The following is an 18253-nucleotide window of genomic DNA, read 5'->3' on the forward strand; positions in this document are numbered from 1 at the left end:
AATACCTACCCTCCAAACGTTATTTAAAAAATGTCGTGTGACAACTATCATCAACTAATATTTATCATATCTTTTTAATACCTTACAGTCCTAAATAATCAGGGAATATAGATATGAACACCTTTGAATGCACCTGTGAACGATGCCATCTAAAGACACTGTTTTTCAAGCACATTACAAAGAATGAAATTCGTTCAATCTGCACTCAGAAAGTTGAGCACAACTACGAAAAAGGCGATGTGATTCTCCGGGAGGGAGATCCCATCAAAAACTTTCTTTACCTGAAAAATGGACTGGTCAAACTGTCAAGAACAACCGGCGATGACAAAGAACAGATCATCAGTTTTGCCAAGCCGTTTGATTTTGTCAGTTTATTAAGTGTTTTCTCTTCCGACAGTTACCATTACACCGTTACTTCCATTGAAGACTCGACTACCTGCGAGCTGGATTTGGAGCAGGTAAAAGAAATTGCCCGCGAAAATGGCGTTTTCACGCTCGATTTAATGATGCGTGTCAGTGAAGCAACTGACCGAATCATCCTGGACAACCTGGAAATTAAGCAAAAACACCTTCACGGAAGAGTTGCCTACGTCCTGCTGTTTTTCGCGGACAAGGTTTACGAACGTGACGATTTCGAACTCCCCATTTCCCGCAAGGAAATTGCTGAATACATTGGCATGACAACAGAAAATGTCATCCGCACGCTTTCCGAATTTAAAAAGGACAAGATTATTCGGATTTTCGGAAAGGAAATTGACATCATTGACAAAGAACGGCTGGAAAGCATCTCGCTCCACGGATAAAAGAAGCGATTCGATTTTCATCGATTTTTCGACTCCCAATACCGGATTTGTTGTACCTTCAGGTGATTTTTAATCGTGAAGAGATGAAAGAAGCGGAGCATGACAATCAGGTGTTTGATGGCATCGACTACAGCCAGCAAACCATCGGCGGGGAAGAATATTACGATTGTACATTCAGAAACTGTAATCTTTCCGAAGCCAACCTCTCGAACAGCGATTTCAACGACTGCCTATTCGAAAGCTGCAACTTGAGTCTGGTTAAATTAACGAATACCGGACTAAAGACTGTTTCCTTCAAAAACTGCAAACTGATCGGAATTGATTTCAATTCCTGCAATCCATTCCTGCTCAATGTGAAATTTTCGAAGTGCCAGCTCGATTATGCCGGCCTTTATCAGATGAAGCTAAAAGACACAACATTTGAAGAATGCTCGCTGGTGGAAGCTAATTTTTCCGAAAGTGATTTGAGTGGCGCTTCCTTCCAAGAATGTAATTTGACCAATGCTGTTTTTGATTTAACCGATTTAACCCACGCCGATTTCCGGAGTGCTCATCATTATACCATCGATCCGGAACGGAATAAACTGAACCAGGCAAGATTTTCGCACTTCGGACTTGCTGGCTTACTTGGAAAGTACAACCTACTCATTGAATAGCGGGTGTATCCTATTCACGATACAAAAGACTAAATAAAAAAGATTGTATTTTTGTGGTCAAAAATTAAAGACATTATGACAAAACGTGCTGAGATTCATACCGAGAAAGGGGTAATGAAAGTGAACTTTTACGAGGAAGATGCCCCGAATACTGTGGCCAATTTCATTAAGTTGTCGAAAGAAGGATTTTACGATGGATTGACATTTCATCGCGTAATTCCTGATTTCGTCATTCAGGGCGGCTGCCCGATTGGTGATGGTACCGGAGGTCCGGGTTACAAAATCAAATGCGAACTGGACGGAAATAACCAATATCACGATCGCGGCGTATTGTCGATGGCGCACGCCGGCCGCGACACCGGTGGCTCACAGTTCTTCATTTGCCACAACCGGCAAAACACGCAGCATCTCGACCGCCAGCACACTTGCTTTGGTAAAGTGTACGAAGGGCTGGATGTGATTGACGATATTCGCCCCGGCGATGAGATTGAAAAGATTGTCATTATTGAAGGCTGAAGACTAGCCGACTTTCATATGAAAACAAGGAGGATGTTCTTTTTTGGGACATCCTCTTTTTCGAACAGACACAAGAGTGATCTACAAACGGTAGATGCTTCGCACAACGATGTAAGGACGATCTGCGAACGGCAGATGGGCGCCGCAACGATGTAAGAACGATCTGCGAACGGCAGATGGGCGCCGCAACGACGCCGGAACAATCTGCGAATGGCAGATGATAGCCACAACAATACAGGAGTGATCTGCGGATAGCAGATGATTTGCGCCACAAGAAGAAACGGGTATGACTGCTAAACAAAGGCCGCCCTTTTGGGGGCGACCTCTTTGTTATTATAGCTTCAGTTTTATTTTATATTTTTCCAGCCATCCGGTTAATAACACAACCAATAGCGCAAAAATCAACGATTTCAATATCCCGATGAAACCGGTCCTTAAAGCAATTGGCAGGACCAGTCCAAAAACGCTTCGTATCGGGTAGATAAAATAAGGTAACAGGTAGGCTGTTAAAGTTGCTGTTCCGGCCGGACGGATGATATTTGCCCAGTTCGTTTTTCCCTTTTTGTCGGCGAAGAAATACAACATTCCGAATAAGGCGAATCCCATTCCCGAGCAAATACCAACCCAAGCCGGTGTTGCCTGAATTTTCGAAATTCCCCACTCGGGCCGTAAGCCAAAACCATATGCCAATGCAACAACTGCCAATATGGCCATCCACAGGTAAAACGACTTCTCCTTTCCAGATGATTTCAGCTTTCGCAGGATAACTGCAGCGACTAAACCTCCGGCCGTCAAGGCTGGATTGGAACCGGTTACCAACGGACCAGCGACGCTTCTGAGGAATTCCCAACCGGAGGTCCATCCGGCGAGGTCGGCAATATTCAGCAAATTGAAAAACAACCAACCAGCGATGAGCACCCAAAGCTTTCCGCTGGAAGCGACATAAAGCAATGCATTTAATAGATACGCCCAGCCAATCAGGCCTAAAATTCCCCACCAGTAAACCTGCATCCACGACTGGCCATTTTCTCCTCCGTGGTAAATGGCAGCCAAGAAGATGAAGACGGCGACACCGATTCCTTGCATCAAATAAACAACTCGCTGCGATAAACCGGTACGCCGCCAATCGAGCCAAATCAGCAAAATGCCTACTCCCATTAGCAACTCCCAGCCAAATCGACCCACGATTACCTGATTTCCGGCGATCTCTTCAAGATTCATCATATAAAATCCCAGCAAAATGAGGGAAACTGAGCGGATGAAAATATGCCAGACAATTTTCCCGCTTGAGTCTCCTTTCTTCCGACGGTTAGCTACCGCGAAGGGAATGCTTAGTCCAACAATAAAAAGAAACAGAGGAAAGATGATATCGGAGAATCCCAGGTAATCTTCGGTAGCCGAGGCATGTTCCAGCCATTTAGGAACACCTTTCAGTGACCACAAATCGTTTACAAAAATCATAAAATACATGGTCAGAGCTCGCAAAATATCAATGGCAGCCACCCGACCAGGGGAAGTTGGTTTTGTCATGGTATCGTTTGATTATTAGAATAAAAAAGATTCTGATTGAATTATTTTCCCGTCCATGCGTTGGACAAGGCTTTAAAGCACTCGATGTCACTCAAACCGTCTTTCGGTTTCTCATTTTCCTTCCAACGACGAAGAAAACTTTCAGCTGGCGTCCAGACCGTATGCATCACACCCAGAAATTTTTGATTCATAGGGGAAGGTGACTGTTGACGGAAATTCTTCATATCGTCCAATTGCTGAATGGCCACATCGGCTTTTCTCCACGGGCAACTCACAACCCGTAATCCTTTCTGCGCAAAGTACGGAGCTGTAGGCACTGCTTTCACGTAATGCCAGTCACAAATAACCACATCTTTGGGAATCATATCGACAGCCGGCCATGTATTATTGAAGCTTCCTTCCCACATACCAATTCCACTTGTTTTACCATCTATCAAGCGATCGCCCCAAATCCACAGTTCCGTTCCGCTCTTCGCGAGATGGTCATCAATACGCTTCACTTCATCAGCGAATAATTTGGCTTTCGATTTACCTGCGCAGCGCGGACAATCCGGATCACCGATGTAAAAAACTTCGTCCATGCCAGCATGAAACGCTTTCGCGTGAAAAGCAGCGACAATTTCATCGACTACATCAAAAACGACCTTATGTACGCCGGGATGCAACGGACAATAACTTTTGCAGTACAAACTGTCTTTGTTCGGCCACTTATATTCCTTTGGCAACTTCACATCAGGCGTTTCATCGAATTGAGGATAAACCTTCAACAAGTTTCCCAAATCGGACGCCCAGGATTGATGGCCAAGCAAATTCACCTGCGGAATAATGGCTATCTCATGATTATGACAGGCCTCAACTATTCGATCGACATCTTTCTGCGAAAGCGCATCTTCATCCCGTAATTCTGGATGGCTCTTATACTGGTAGTTATAATCCACTCGCAGAACCAGCGTATTCACCCCTGCCGGTTCCAATACATCGTTGATAAATTCCAAAAAGGTATCCAAATCGGCCGGCTTGGGTGCTGCAATGCAGAAACCCCGTACCGGTGGTTCGGGATTAATTTGTTCTTGTTGTGCGAAAATCGGTGTGATTAGAAAAGCAAGCAGAAGAAACAGGGTAATCCTTTTCATGTCAGTTAGTTTTATCGATTGATGCTAAATTTATATGATTAACATCCAATCGCAAAAACTCTTTAAAAGTTTACCAATCCCCTGATACCCTTCCCTGAAGAAATAATAAAATATATTGTATAACAGTTAACAGAGCAGAGCAATATTAGAATAATCCATCTATATTGCATCCAATCCTTTTACTATAGTAACCACGAAAACGTTTATTAAAGGTTTTCAATCAGAAACCGGGTTCTGGCCCCCAAAAGGGAAAGAACCCGGTTTCTTTTATTTATAATGCTGGAACTACTTTATGGCTTCCCTGATAACTTCTTCCAGACTTAATTCGCCTTCCGAAATGGTAATGGCCGATTCAATCATGGCCAGATGAGAGTATGCCTGCGGGAAATTCCCTAACATACGCTTGGTTTTAAAGTCCAAATCTTCGCTGAATAATCCTAGGTGATTCGAATAAGACAATAACCGTTGAAACCGCTCCCGAGCCTCTTCTTTATAACCAATTTTATACAAGCTATTTATCAACCAGAACGAACAAATGGTAAATGCCGATTGTGGCTCTCCGAAATCATCTTCATTCTTGTAGCGATACATCAAACCATTGTGTTCTAATTCGCGCTGCACAGCCAGCACAGTACTTTTAAAACGGGGATCAGATGCCTCTACGAAACCATAAGACTCCATCAGTAAAACGGAGGCATCCAGATCTTCTGTTCCATAAGCCTGCGTAAACGATTGCTTCTCTTCCGACCAGGCATTTTTCAATATACTATCGCGAATACGGTCACGTAACCGCTCCCATTCAGTGAACACTTCCTCCTGTTTCAACAGATTACCAATCTTCACGGCCCGATCGATAGCAACCCAACAAAGCACTTTACTAAAAGTGAAATGCCGGCTTTCGTTTCGGAACTCCCAGATTCCCTTGTCGGGCTTCTGCCAGTTACGCTCTACCATCTTCACAATATTGCGAACCAGAGTCCACAACTCTTCGCTGTACTCCAAACTGGCCGGGAAGAGTTTAAACTGCTGATAGACGACATCGACCAAAATACCGTAAATGTCGTTCTGCTTCTGCTTGTAAGCTGCATTTCCGATCCGGACAGGGCAGGAACCTTCGTACCCTTTCAGGTGCTTTAATATCTTTTCCGAAAGCTTCTTCTCGCCGCTAATACCATACATAATCTGGATGCGTTCATCCTTCTCCGGCAGCAAACTGATAATGAAATCGAGGTAGCGCTGCGTCAGGCTCAGGTGTCCCAAACCTGTCATGATGCGAACCACCATCGATGCATCACGAATCCAACAGAAACGGTAGTCCCAGTTACGCTCTTCGCCGATTGTCTCCGGTAACGAAGTAGTCAAAGCGGCCAGTACTGCTCCGGTTTTCTCGTAACTCAGCAACTTCAGCGTAAGCGCGCTCCGGTTAATCTCATCATTATATTCCTTAAAACGCGTCGTCCGCTCCGACCAGTTCAACCAGTATACCTGTGTACGCATCAACTTCAGGTACGCCCTTTTCACATCCTGTTTCAACAACTTCTGGTTGTAACTAACCAAGGTGAACTGATCTTCCGGAAGATGAAGCACTTCACCCGCGACCAGCTTCTGTTTGTCGAAACTAGTGTACATATAGAGTGAATCGTAAGGGCCTTTGGTGGTATTGGATTTAACGTAGTGCTCGTTGACAACCGTCTTCGTTTCAAATTCAGCATACTCGAGCCGCGGATCGTAGATAATACGGAAGGAGGGGTTACCGGTAATGTGCTTGAAATAACGAATGATATCAGGCGGTGAGTAGTATTTCTCCTTCTGATTCTCGTATCGCGGCATAAAGTCATGCACCTCGAAAATACCGTCCTCACATTCAAAGCGGGTACAAAGGATGTTGGTCCTCGGGAGGTAGAACTGTTTCGATTCGTTCAACTTTTCAGGCAGGATGGCCATGTGTCCTCCCTTTTCATCATCCAGCAAGCGTCCAAAGACTGACGAGGAATCAAATTTGGGCAGACATAACCAATCGAGTGAGCCATCTTTGGATATCAATGCCGCGCTTTTGCAATTCCCTACTATTCCATAATTCAAATTATCCATTCTGCCGTTTTTGTTTCTGCCAAATTTGTTTAATCGCCAAAAAAGGGCTATTATCAGTAAAAATCCAAAAAAAATACCCTAATTATATGAGCAAAATTCATATTGTTTCAAACCGGCTACCTTACAGCATCAAAGATACGGAAAACGGTTTTTCTCTGAAACCGAGTGTTGGAGGACTGGCCACCGGGATGAAATCAATTTACAAAGACTACCATGGCTCATGGATTGGTTGGCCCGGAGTGGCTAAAGAAGAGCACTCAACAAAGGAACTTGAACAGATTGATAACTTACTGGAAAAAGAGAACTGTGTTCCGGTACATTTAAGCCACGAAGAGATCAATCTTTATTACGAGGGCTTTAGTAACCGAACCATTTGGCCCCTCTTTCACTACTTCACACAGTTTGCCGACTTCAATGCCGAAACCTGGGAAGCTTATAAAGCTGTCAACCAAAAAATGGCTGATGCCACCATTTCTATTATTGAGGACGGCGACTCGGTTTGGGTACACGACTATCAATTGCTGCTGGTACCCGAAATGATTAAATCGAAGAAGCCCAACGTGACAATTGGCTTTTTCCTACACATTCCTTTCCCTTCATTCGAGGTTTTCAGAACGCTTCCATGGCGTAAAGAGCTTGTCAAGGGAATGCTGGGAGCCGATTTGGTCGGTTTTCATGTGTATGACTATGAACGACACTTTTTCAGTACGGTACGCCGGCTGTTTGGTTACGAAATATCGTTCAACCAAATTCACGTCGAAGACCGGATTATCCTCGCCGATGCTTTTCCGATGGGAATCGATTACGACAAATTCCACGATGCAGCACTGGCTACTCATCAAAAACCGTTGCAGGAAAAATCGAGATTGCATCAGGAACTGGAAAAGTATTTTCTCACCTCGCCTGACCGTCGATTGATTCTTTCTATCGACCGCCTCGACTACACCAAGGGAATCCCCAACCGGTTGAAAGCGTTTGCGCGTTTCCTGGAACGATATCCCGAGTTTCGGTACAAAGTAACGCTGGTTATGCTGGCTGTACCTTCCCGCGGGCAGGTCGATCATTATCAGCAGCTGAAAAAAGAGGTGGACGAGTTGGTGGGTAGTATCAACGGACTTTACGGTAGTATCAACTATACACCGGTTTGGTATTTCTATCGCTCACTGCCATTCGAAAACCTTATCGAGTTGTACAGCTCCTGCGATGTGGCGCTGATTACGCCGGTTCGTGATGGTATGAACCTGGTGGCCAAGGAATATGTCGCCTCCCGGACCAATAAGAGCGGTGTGATTATTCTTAGTGAGATGGCCGGTGTAGCCAAAGAGATGGGAGAAGCCATCATCATTAATCCGAACGATGAGAACGACACAGCCGAGAGCATTTACCAGGCGTTGACCATGCCGCTGGACGAGCAGCGCGAACGAATGAGCTACCTGCAGGATCGCATCAAACGGTACGATATATTCAAGTGGGCTAAGGAATTTGTGAAATCGCTGAACATCGCCCGCGATATTCAATCCGACTTTCTTGCCAAGCGAATCAATACCAAAATCCAGAAACAGCTGGTTGCCGATTATGCGAAAGGCCAGAATAGAGCCATCTTTCTGGATTACGATGGGACGCTGGCTAGCTTTAAGAAAAATCCCCAGGATGCTTCGCCGGACGATGAGCTGCACAACCTGCTCAAGCAGTTGGAACAGGACGAACATAACGATGTTACACTTATTAGCGGTCGTGACCGTGCGACGCTGGAAAAATGGATGGATGGACACAAAGTCAATCTCATCTGTGAACATGGTGTCTGGGTGAAAAATTTCGGCGGTACATGGAAAACACTCACCAACATCAGCAATTCCTGGATGGCCATGGTGCGACCGATTTTGGAAAATTTTGTCGACAGAACGCCCGGCTCGTTCATCGAAGAGAAAAATTATTCCCTGGTATGGCATTACCGCAAAGCGGAACCTGAACAAGGCGAGTTACGTGCCAACGAGCTGAAAGATGAGTTGACCAACCTGGTTTCGAATCACAATCTCGAGATCATGGAAGGAAATAAAGTGATAGAAGTGAAAAACGGTGGTATCAACAAGGGTGTTGCCGCACTTAATTTCCTTCACGGAAAAGACTACGATTACGTATTGGCTATGGGAGACGACTGGACGGATGAATACATGTTCAGAGAACTTCCGCGTGAAGCCATTACCATCAAGGTTGGCCTGAAGCATACCAATGCCGCTTACAACCTCGAATCGGTCAGTGCCGTTAGAGAATTCTTAGGAAATCTCGTCAAAGCGTCGGACAAAGAAAACAAAAACTAAATTTAGAAACGGGGAGCATGATCGCTTCCCGTTTTTTTATACGTAAATCATTTTCCGGGTCATCCCTCCGTCTACCACAAAATTCTGACCGGTAATGAAACTGTTTTCAGGCTGTGCCAGAAAATAAGCCATATTGGCAATGTCTTCCACCTTTCCTACTCTTCCAGCCGGATGTTGCAAGTGGTCTTCCTTTGTCAATTTTTCCTGATTTGCAACAGACTTCTTTTTTACTTCAGAAACATCAATCCAGCCCGGTGAAATACTATTCACTTTTACATCCGGTCCCAAACTCATAGCCAGTGAATGTGTTAACGCATAAACGCCGCCCTTCGATGCTGAATAAGCTTCTGTATTAGGTTCTGATTGAAATGCCCGTGTAGAGCAAAGATTGATGATGGCCCCTTTGTTCTTTCCTAGCTCCGCAGCACAATATTTCGAGCAGAGAAAAGGACCGTTCAAATTGACATCGAGCACATGTTGCCACTCTTCCAGCGAAAGCTGGCTAATGGGTTTGTTTATCGCAACAGCAGCATTATTCACCAAAACATCGATTCTTCCGAATAAAGAAATGGTTTTTTGAACAGCTGCCCGAACTGCCGCTTCATGAGAGACATTACACAGCAGGTACTTGAAATCAGTTGAATTCAGCTGCTCTTTCATTTCGCGCCCGGCTTCACCATCCACTTCCCAAATGACAACTTTCCAACCTTCCTTCAGAAATTTCTCCGCAATTCCGCGACCAATTCCCTGGGCACCTCCGGTAACTACAACGACCTTTTGTTTCATATTATCTTCCTTGATTCATTTTTATTAAAATAGGAAAAACTGATGTAAATTTTGATCAAAAAGAAAGGGACATCTTTCAGCAAGACATCCCTTTTTATTTTGTCTGTTTTCCTTATCAGGAATAAAGAAAGCGCTTAATTTTTTGCGTTGGCGTACGTTCGAAAGGAGTTGGCTGAACCAATACCATTTGAACCTGCGCAAATTTGCTTACGCGGGAATTCACATATGCCTGCAGTTCTTTCAATGTTTCGTCCACTTTCTCGTTGACATACTGCTCGGCCTGATCGCGCATCAGGTGGTACTTTTCTTCCATCTCCTCAATGTTCAGATGAACCAAGGCTACTAATTTTCCCTTCCGTTGCACAACCAGTGACTCAACCACATTCCGGAAGTTATTAATGACTGACTCAATCTCCTCCGGATAGATATTCTCCCCGGAAGCACCCAGAATCATATTCTTAATTCTTCCTTTCATATACAAGTATCCATTCCTGTCGAATACACCCAAATCTCCGGTCCGAAACCAACCATCTTCACTCAATACTTCCCTGGTCAGCTCCGGCTCTTTGAAATAACCTTTCATCACATTCGGGCCTTTCGCCAGAATTTCGCCTTCGCCGGTTTTGGGATCCGGATTTTCCAGCTTTAACTCGACTCCTTCGAGTACTGGCCCAATTCCCTGCAATTTCGTGCTGCTTGCGCCTGTACCGGCCAGCAACGGAGAGGTTTCGGTTAAGCCATAGCCAATAGCGTACGGGAACTTTGCTTCACGCAGGAAGATTTCGACCTGCCGGTCGAGCTTTGCACCTCCAATACCGAAAAATACCAGTTCGCCACCGAATGTTTCCATCAGCTTCTTCCCGGCAATCGCATTCAATTTTTTCCGGATAACCGGAATGCGATACAACGTTCGAATGAAGCCATTCTTTTGAAATTTCGGCAATATCTGTTGCTTGTATATTTTCTCAATGATGAGCGGCACCGAAAGCATTAATGTTGGCTTTACCTCCTGAAGAGCAGGGAGTAAAATTCTTGCTGTCGGCGGCTTTTTCAGATAGTGCACCGAGGCTCCGTACATGATGGGTAACAACAGCCCAAGTGTATTCTCAAATGTATGCGATAAAGGCAATATGGACAGGAACCGGTCGGTCGTCAATATTGGCTGAATAGTATAACTCTGACGAGCATTCCAAACCAAATTGCGATGTGTTAGCATGACACCCTTCGACTTTCCGGTTGTTCCCGATGTATAAATAATTGATGCCAAATCGTCTTCCTCAACATCGACATCGTCGGTCAGATAATTTTCAGCTGACAAAGCCGATGGTACACTAAGTACTTGCTCCCTGGCTGTTCCTTTGGGAATAACACCAAATGTTTCCATCAGGATAACAGAGGAGAGCTCGATGGCTTCAAACTCCTCGACCTTATTGTATAGATTTTCGGATACGAACAAAGCGCGCGTTTCCGAATGCTTGAAAATATTTTCAATTTCAGCCGGCGAAAAGTCTGGTAATACGGGTACAGCAACGGCACCGATCATCGAAACAGCAAAGAATGCAATTCCCCAATTGGGCATATTACTACTCAATATCCCAATCTTATCCCCTTCCTTCAGGCCTAACTGCCTTAGCAATCCGGCAGCTTTCCTGACTTCGGTCTCAAGCTCAGCGTAGGTACGGTGTTCTTCACCAGCATACACCAGCGATTCCTTATTTTTAAATTCGGAAAAACTACTCCGAAGCATCTCCGGAATAGTTAGTTTGTTAAGTTTTCTCATGTTTTCTTCTCCACCCCCAAAAATAATATTTCTATATGCTCTGCAATTTCCGTTCCACGATATTTCATAACACACATTCCTGATTCCGTTCTATTTCAGGTGTAATATATTCATTGAAAAGCAGTTTAAATCTATTTGAACGAATTCTAAATTGCATCGGCACAAATATACTATATTTGTCTAAATATCAACAACTTCAGGATTTTTCAAACATTTAGGTCAAATGATCGGCAATAATATGTATTTTCCCAGTACATACAATCCGATTTTTATCGAATAGTTGATATAATGAATAGCCACGGTAAAGCACAGATTATCAAACAAACCGAAGATTTCATTCAACAGCGCTTTGCGGGAGACGGTTCCGGTCACGATTGGTGGCATATCCATCGCGTGCGGAATCTGGCTCTGGAATTAGCCAAACGGGAACAAGCTGATGCCTTTATCGTGGAAATGGCCGCTTTGCTTCATGATTTAGATGACTGGAAACTCAATCCTGACAGTAACCAGGTAGAAAAATGGCTAAGAAAACTTTCGGTTGCCGAGAATGAAGCCAACCATATTCTGGATATTACGCGGAATGTCTCCTTTAAGGGAGCCGGGGTGCCAACACCAATGAGCACGATCGAGGGGAAAGTGGTTCAGGATGCAGACAGGCTCGACGCCATCGGTGCGATTGGCATTGCCCGTACATTTGCCTTTGGCGGAAGCCGTGACCGACTTATTTACCACCCCGATGCGACACCCGAAATGCACCAAAGTTTTGAGAGCTACCAGCAAAACCAATCGCATACCATCAACCATTTTTACGAGAAGTTGCTTCTTTTGAAAGACAGAATGCAAACCCGGGCCGGTTATGAAATGGCTTTGCATCGTCACACAGTAATGGAAAACTTCCTCGACGAGTTCTTCAACGAATGGGATGGAAAGAATTAACCATCTACCTCACTGCTCAATACAAACAAAAGCTTCTCCTCTTTTCATTTTCATTCTTTCGAAAAACGGAGTCAATTAGTAGTCACTCCTGACATAAACTATGATTATGTTTTTGAATACCTACCGGATTTCTCCCGCTTTTCAATGTTTTTTTATTTCCTAATCCGTAAATTTATATTAAGAGAAAACCAAAACTACCTAAGGACTAACGGGTCCTCCGCTTACTTCTGAAGAACACTTCACGTTCTGTACCTGATTCTGTTTGATAAATCTTTTAAATATCCATGTCATGAAAAGTACACTGCGGTTTTTCATTCTTTTCATTGGATTGATATTGGCTGGTTGCTCGAGCGATAAAGTTAAGGTTGGTTTGCTGATACACAGTCTGGACAAAGAACGTTGGGAGAATGATCAAAAATATTTTATTGAATCTGTAAACGAACTGGGAGGAAAAGTATTGGTTGCTGTTGCCGACAACGACGATCAGAAACAAATACAACAGGCTCAGGACTTGCTTAAAAGAAAGATTCAAACTCTTGTCGTCATTCCCGTCAACCAGTATAGTGCTGCCGAAATTGTCGATTTGGCTCACAACCGCTCAGTCCCGGTCATCTCATATGACCGTCTTATTAACAACAGTCGTGTTGATTATTATGTCTCTACCGACAACATCAAAATTGGTGAAATGCAGGCCAGGTATATTGTTAACCTGGTCCCGGAAGGCAATTACGCGTTGATTGGAGGTTCGGAGAACGACAACAACAGCCGGATGCTCTACCTCGGCCAAATGAATATTTTGCAGCCATACATCGAACGTAACGAAATCTATTTGGTATACCGAAAGTTCACCAAGTTCTGGTCGGAAGACGAAGGTTACCAGATGGCCAAAGAGTGCCTGGATGAAAACAACAACCAGATTGATGCCATTATTGCCGGCAATGACGCCATTGCGTATGGAGTCTTACGCGCTTTAAAAGAGTATGGGCTTGAAAAGAAAATCGCGGTAGCCGGGATGGATGCCGACCTCCGAAACGTTCGGGAAATTGTAAAAGGTGACCAGGTGATGACGGTTTACAAACCGATTCAAACCATGGCTTCAACAGCAGCCGAAATAGCTGTCAAACTCGCCCGCGGAGAAAAATACGAAGGTTGCAACAACCGGGTTAGTAATGGAAAACGACTCGTACCGGCCGTTTTACTCGAGGCACTCCCTGTCACAAAAGACAACATAGAACAGACAGTTGTTGCTGATGGCTATCTAAAAGAAAAAGACATTTACCAATAAATGACCTGTCACAAAAAAAGGCATTCCCATTTTCCTGAGAATGCCTTTTTTTATGTCTTTATCTGCTGGCTCGATTAATCGCGAGGCATATTTTCAGCTGCGTACTGCAATTCCTCGTACCACTCTTTTCCATACTTGCGAATAAGCGGTTCTTTCAGGAATTTCCATAACGGTAACTGCTCTTTCTTTCCGCAGGCTTTCCCTGGCTTACAAATGTCCAGTTCCTGGTAATTTACCGCGTCAAAACGTTTGTATTCGGTTATCCGGATAGGAAAAAGATGACACGATACCGGCTTTCGGAAATCGATTTTACCATCGAGATAGGCACGCTCAATTCCACATTTGACAACACCGGCCTCATCCCGGTAGGTGTAAACACACTCTCTGTTGCCGATAATTGGAGTTACCAAGTCGCCGTCGGAATCGATAATGGAAAAGCCTTGCTTCTTCACTTCCGCCCGGTTATGCTCAGACAAATAAGGCGCCACTTCGGGATAAATCCGCTCGATGGTCTTTGCCTCTTCTTCAGTTAATGGCGCACCACTATCCCCTTCCACACAACAAGCTCCTTTGCATTTCGACAAATCGCAAAGAAACTGCTGATCCAATACATCAAAGCTGATCAGTGCTTTTCCTATTTCAATCACTTGTTTACTATTTAGTTGTTAGTCACCAGCAGGGTTCAATTTTGCCCAACGGTGAATGTCGACAAAAGTAAAAAAAGAACCGGGAAAGAAATGCCCTCCCGGTCCGAAATATTTATTGGGTGATGAACAATCTATGCGTTCTCAATCAATACTTTTCCAGTCATTTCCGCCGGAACATCAACTCCCATAATAGTCAACAGCGTTGGCGCAACATCTGCCAGGATACCACTGTTCAGCTTCTTCTCCTTATTGTCGGTTACCCAAATGCAGGGAACAGGATTAAGGGAGTGAGCCGTATTCTCACTGCCATCTTCATTTATCGCATTGTCGGCATTACCGTGGTCAGCAATGATGACAACATCATAATCGTTGGCACGGGCCGCTTCAACCACTTCCTTCACACACGAATCAACAGCTTTCACGGCAGTCTGAATGGCCGAATAAACTCCCGTATGCCCTACCATATCGCCATTGGCAAAATTGAGACAAACAAAGTCGGCAGACTTGTCATTCAACTCCTTCACGATAGCATCCTTCACTTTCGGTGCCGACATTTCGGGTTGCATATCGTAAGTCGGTACCTTGGGTGAAGGTATCAGAATGCGCTTCTCGCCGTCGAACTCCTGTTCGCGTCCGCCGGAAAAGAAGAAGGTTACATGAGCATATTTTTCGGTTTCAGCAATCCGAATTTGCTTTAATCCGGCATTCGCAACTACCTCTCCCATGGTATTAGCCACATTATCTTTGTCGAACAATACGTTCACACCTTTGAAGCTGGCATTGTAGTTAGTCATGGTGTACCATTCTACCGGCATGGTATGCAAACCTGCTTCCGGATGTTCTTCCTGGGTAAATGCCATGGTCAGCTGACGCAAACGATCAGTACGGTAGTTGAAACAGATAACGACATCGCCTTCCTGAACGGTAGCCAACGGTGCGCCATTTTCGTCAACCATCACCACCGGCTTGATGAACTCATCGGTTACACCTTCCTCGTATGATTCCTGGATGGACTTGAGAATATCGTTGCTTTTTTTGCCTTCGCCTTTTACCAACAGGTCGTAGGCCAACTTGATGCGTTCCCAGTTTTTGTCGCGGTCCATTCCGTAATAACGTCCAACCAACGATGCAAAACGGGCATTGGTTTTTTCGAGACCTTTCAAATCACTTTCCACAAATCCGTAGCCGGAACGCGGGTCGGTATCACGTCCATCTGTCAAACCATGAACAAATACTTTTTCCAGTCCCTTCTCAGTAGCAATTTGAGCCAGGGCAATCATGTGATCACTCAGCGCATGCACGCCGCCGGGGCCAATCAAACCGATGAGGTGAACCTGTTTGTTGTTGGTTTTGGCATAATCATACGCCTTCAACAATTCAGGATTACTCCACAGAGATTTATCCTTGATTGCCTTGTTGATTTTCACCAAATCCTGGTACACAACGCGGCCGGCACCAATATTAAGGTGGCCTACTTCGGAGTTGCCCATTTGGCCGTCGGGTAAACCAACATTTTCGCCAGAGGTTAATAATTCACTGTGAGGATAATTATTCCAAAGCTCATCGATAAATGGTGTGGGTGTACTGTAAATTACATCACCTTTCGATTTGTCACCAATCCCCCAACCATCGAGGATCATGAGCATGGTCTTTTTAACATTTGCCATCTTGAATTCTACTTGTTTAATTAACGACTTTAATCGTCGCAAAAGTATGGTTTTCAAGTGAGGAATAAAATCGGGAAGGAACGGTTTCGGAGCGAATTAAAGATTTCTTTATGGAGTAGGACCCCACCCGGTTGGGGCAAAAATTGCTTGTCGTCAAGAGTCTCCGGTCGCATACCAAACCTAGACAGAAGTAACAAAAGCCAGGAACGATTTTCGGGAGCACCAGAAAACCACAGCAGGTTTTGCCCAAAACCACACGTGGTTTCGATCAAGATCACACGTGGTTTGCGTCAAGATCACGTTAGGTTTGGAGTAAAACCACACTTGGTTTTCAGCAAAAGCAGGCGTGGTCTTGAGAACTCCTCTTTTTCTTTTCGCCGGGAGAAACGTTTCCCGCATTCGAGGGGTCTTTATCTCATCGCCGCGCGAAGCTCAACTCGTCGGATTTTCTTCCTCATCTTTGCTCAACTTCTTCTTCATCTCACGGCACAAAGTTCTTCATCTTTGTTCGGAAAGCTCCTCATCTCGCGTTATAAAGTTCTTCATCTTCCAATGGTGAGAAGCTCATCTCAATCACAAAGCTTGATTTTCTGTTTATTAATCCGGTCTTAATTACCGATATCCCCGTCAGGTGCAGTCGTTGGCATATTTCGTGCTTGAACCGCGATAAAATCCGGTATTGTGCTGCACAATTCGCCCAGCAACATCTCCTGTTTCACCAACATAAAAACGGTCAAAAGATTCGGAGTAAATGACATACACATAATGAAGGCTCATACCAGCAACTTAAATAAAAACAAAAGAGGGAAAGATTCTCATCTTCCCCTCTTCGTGGTGCCACCTGGCTCCGAAGCATCGGAGGAACCAGGGACACACTATTCCGAAAATCTTTTCAGCAAACTATTTACCAATTCAGCATCTTCTTTCAGCTTATTAATAAACTTTCTGCTTTTCATTTGCTTGATAAAACGCTCCAACTTCAAGGCCTGTATTCTGTTCTCACACCGTATCGATAAGTACAATGACCAGTCGTTGGCATATTTCGTGCTTGAACCTTCATAAAATCCTGTATTATGCTGCATAATTCGCCCAGTAACATCTTCTGTTTCACCAACATAAAAACGGTCAAAAAATTCGGAGTAAATGATATATACAAAGTGAAGGCTCATACCAGCAACTTAAATAAAAACAAAAAAGGGAAAGATTCTCATCTTCCCCTCTTCGTGGTGCCACCTGGCTCCGAAGCATCGGAGGAACCTGGGACACACGGGAAGAATAAAAAAAGGGAAAGATTCTCATCTTCCCCTCTTCGTGGTGCCACCTGGCTCCGAAGCATCGGAGGAACCTGGGACACACGGGAAGAATAAAAAAAGGGAAAGATTCTCATCTTCCCCTCTTGTGGTGCCACCTGGCTCCGAAGCATCGGAGGAACCAGAGACACACGGGAAGAATAAAAAAAGGGAAAGATTCTCATCTTCCCCTCTTCGTGGTGCCACCTGGCTCCGAAGCATCGGAGGAACCTGGGACACACGGGAAGAATAAAAAAAGGGAAAGATTCTCATCTTCCCCTCTTGTGGTGCCACCTGGCTCCGAAGCATCGGAGGAACCTGGGACACACGGGAAGAATAAAAAAAGGGAAAGATTCTCATCTTCCCCTCTTCGTGGTGCCACCTGGAATCGAACCAGGGACACACGGATTTTCAGTCCGTTGCTCTACCAACTGAGCTATGGCACCTACTCATTTGGTTTATCGGTTCGTCAAAAGTACAGATTTTTTAGAAATCCCAAACTTTTGCCTTATCCGATTTCTTCAATAAACTCGTTAAAATAAAACCTTTCTAAATAACTATCCAACCCTATAAACTATGACACTTTCAGAAAAATACCGGAGCATTTCTGCTTCGGTATTTCATCTGGTGGTGCCACCTGGCTCCGAAGCATCGGAGGAACTGGGGACACACTACCAAAAAAGGGGGAAAAGATCTTCATCTTCCCCTCTTGTGGTGCCACCTGGAATCGAACCAGGGACACACGGATTTTCAGTCCGTTGCTCTACCAACTGAGCTATGGCACCTTAATTTTGTTAAGCGCGGTGCAAAAGTAAC

Annotated in this window: 16 protein-coding genes and 2 tRNA genes; 7 read left to right on the plus strand and 11 right to left on the minus strand. The window is 44.6% G+C overall.

Features of this window, described 5'->3' with window-relative positions; all coding sequences use genetic code 11:
* Positions 1 to 113: 113 nt before the first annotated feature.
* The 3 genes from GJU87_RS15990 to GJU87_RS16000 all read left to right on the plus strand — a co-directional run bounded on the left by GJU87_RS15990 (position 114) and on the right by GJU87_RS16000 (position 1975).
* Positions 114 to 803 (plus strand): Crp/Fnr family transcriptional regulator, encoded by a 690-nt coding sequence (locus GJU87_RS15990; RefSeq protein WP_153640406.1) that lies wholly within the window; start codon positions 114 to 116, stop codon positions 801 to 803.
* Between the two features lie 83 nt (positions 804 to 886).
* The gene (locus GJU87_RS15995; RefSeq protein WP_153640407.1) at positions 887 to 1459 is read left to right on the plus strand and encodes a pentapeptide repeat-containing protein; all 573 of its coding nucleotides are present in this window, start codon (positions 887 to 889) and stop codon (positions 1457 to 1459) included.
* A gap of 75 nt (positions 1460 to 1534) precedes the next feature.
* Entirely contained in the window at positions 1535 to 1975 is a 441-nt protein-coding gene (locus GJU87_RS16000; protein ID WP_153640408.1) for a peptidylprolyl isomerase, read from the plus strand.
* Between the two features lie 333 nt (positions 1976 to 2308).
* On the opposite strand, the gene GJU87_RS16005 is transcribed toward GJU87_RS16000, so the two are convergent.
* From GJU87_RS16005 to GJU87_RS16015, 3 genes are all read right to left on the minus strand, one after another.
* On the minus strand, positions 2309 to 3505 hold the full coding sequence (locus tag GJU87_RS16005; protein WP_153640409.1) for a heparan-alpha-glucosaminide N-acetyltransferase domain-containing protein: 1197 nt from the start codon (positions 3503 to 3505) through the stop codon (positions 2309 to 2311).
* A gap of 41 nt (positions 3506 to 3546) precedes the next feature.
* On the minus strand, positions 3547 to 4638 hold the full coding sequence (locus GJU87_RS16010) for a family 20 glycosylhydrolase (RefSeq protein WP_153640410.1): 1092 nt from the start codon (positions 4636 to 4638) through the stop codon (positions 3547 to 3549).
* 285 nt (positions 4639 to 4923) lie between these two features.
* On the minus strand, positions 4924 to 6729 hold the full coding sequence (locus GJU87_RS16015) for a glycoside hydrolase family 15 protein (protein ID WP_153640411.1): 1806 nt from the start codon (positions 6727 to 6729) through the stop codon (positions 4924 to 4926).
* Positions 6730 to 6815: 86 nt separating this feature from the next.
* On the opposite strand from GJU87_RS16015, the gene GJU87_RS16020 reads away from it, so the two are divergent.
* Complete coding sequence (locus GJU87_RS16020; protein ID WP_153640412.1) at positions 6816 to 9047, plus strand: bifunctional alpha,alpha-trehalose-phosphate synthase (UDP-forming)/trehalose-phosphatase; 2232 nt, start codon at positions 6816 to 6818, stop codon at positions 9045 to 9047.
* Between the two features lie 36 nt (positions 9048 to 9083).
* Here the strand turns inward: GJU87_RS16020 and GJU87_RS16025 are convergent, their stop codons facing one another.
* Entirely contained in the window at positions 9084 to 9833 is a 750-nt protein-coding gene (locus GJU87_RS16025) for an SDR family oxidoreductase (RefSeq protein ID WP_153640413.1), read from the minus strand.
* A 115-nt stretch (positions 9834 to 9948) separates the two neighbouring features.
* Positions 9949 to 11613 carry an AMP-binding protein gene (locus GJU87_RS16030; RefSeq protein ID WP_153640414.1) on the minus strand — a complete coding sequence of 555 codons (1665 nt, stop codon included), beginning with the start codon at positions 11611 to 11613 and terminating at the stop codon, positions 9949 to 9951.
* Between the two features lie 288 nt (positions 11614 to 11901).
* On the opposite strand from GJU87_RS16030, the gene GJU87_RS16035 reads away from it, so the two are divergent.
* Together GJU87_RS16035 and GJU87_RS16040 are read left to right on the plus strand one after the other, a co-directional pair.
* Complete coding sequence (locus tag GJU87_RS16035) at positions 11902 to 12549, plus strand: HD domain-containing protein (protein ID WP_153640415.1); 648 nt, start codon at positions 11902 to 11904, stop codon at positions 12547 to 12549.
* Between the two features lie 289 nt (positions 12550 to 12838).
* Positions 12839 to 13834, plus strand: a complete 996-nt coding sequence (locus GJU87_RS16040; protein ID WP_153640416.1) for a sugar ABC transporter substrate-binding protein — start codon at positions 12839 to 12841, stop codon at positions 13832 to 13834.
* Positions 13835 to 13908: 74 nt separating this feature from the next.
* Here the strand turns inward: GJU87_RS16040 and GJU87_RS16045 are convergent, their stop codons facing one another.
* From GJU87_RS16045 to GJU87_RS21865, 4 genes are all read right to left on the minus strand, one after another.
* A complete protein-coding gene (locus tag GJU87_RS16045; RefSeq protein ID WP_153640417.1) occupies positions 13909 to 14481 on the minus strand; it encodes a DUF3109 family protein in 573 nt (190 codons plus the stop codon).
* A gap of 131 nt (positions 14482 to 14612) precedes the next feature.
* Positions 14613 to 16148, minus strand: coding sequence for a 2,3-bisphosphoglycerate-independent phosphoglycerate mutase (gpmI, locus tag GJU87_RS16050; RefSeq protein WP_153640418.1), 1536 nt, complete (start codon positions 16146 to 16148; stop codon positions 14613 to 14615).
* A gap of 627 nt (positions 16149 to 16775) precedes the next feature.
* Entirely contained in the window at positions 16776 to 16925 is a 150-nt protein-coding gene (locus GJU87_RS21860; protein WP_153640419.1) for a GIY-YIG nuclease family protein, read from the minus strand.
* Between the two features lie 98 nt (positions 16926 to 17023).
* Positions 17024 to 17317: a GIY-YIG nuclease family protein gene (locus tag GJU87_RS21865; protein WP_153640420.1), complete on the minus strand. Its 294-nt coding sequence runs from the start codon at positions 17315 to 17317 to the stop codon at positions 17024 to 17026.
* Between GJU87_RS21865 and GJU87_RS21355 the strand changes: the two genes are divergently transcribed.
* Positions 17222 to 17515, plus strand: a complete 294-nt coding sequence (locus GJU87_RS21355; protein WP_194831624.1) for a hypothetical protein — start codon at positions 17222 to 17224, stop codon at positions 17513 to 17515. The two genes, GJU87_RS21865 and GJU87_RS21355, sit on opposite strands and share 96 nt — an antisense overlap.
* A 295-nt stretch (positions 17516 to 17810) precedes the next feature.
* Here GJU87_RS21355 and GJU87_RS16065 read toward each other — a convergent pair.
* Positions 17811 to 17883, minus strand: a tRNA-Phe gene (locus tag GJU87_RS16065).
* A gap of 266 nt (positions 17884 to 18149) precedes the next feature.
* A tRNA-Phe gene (locus GJU87_RS16070) sits at positions 18150 to 18222 on the minus strand.
* Between the last annotated feature and the right edge of the window lie 31 nt (positions 18223 to 18253).

Source organism: Prolixibacter sp. NT017 (assembly GCF_009617875.1).
Taxonomy (GTDB): Bacteria; Bacteroidota; Bacteroidia; order Bacteroidales; family Prolixibacteraceae; genus Prolixibacter.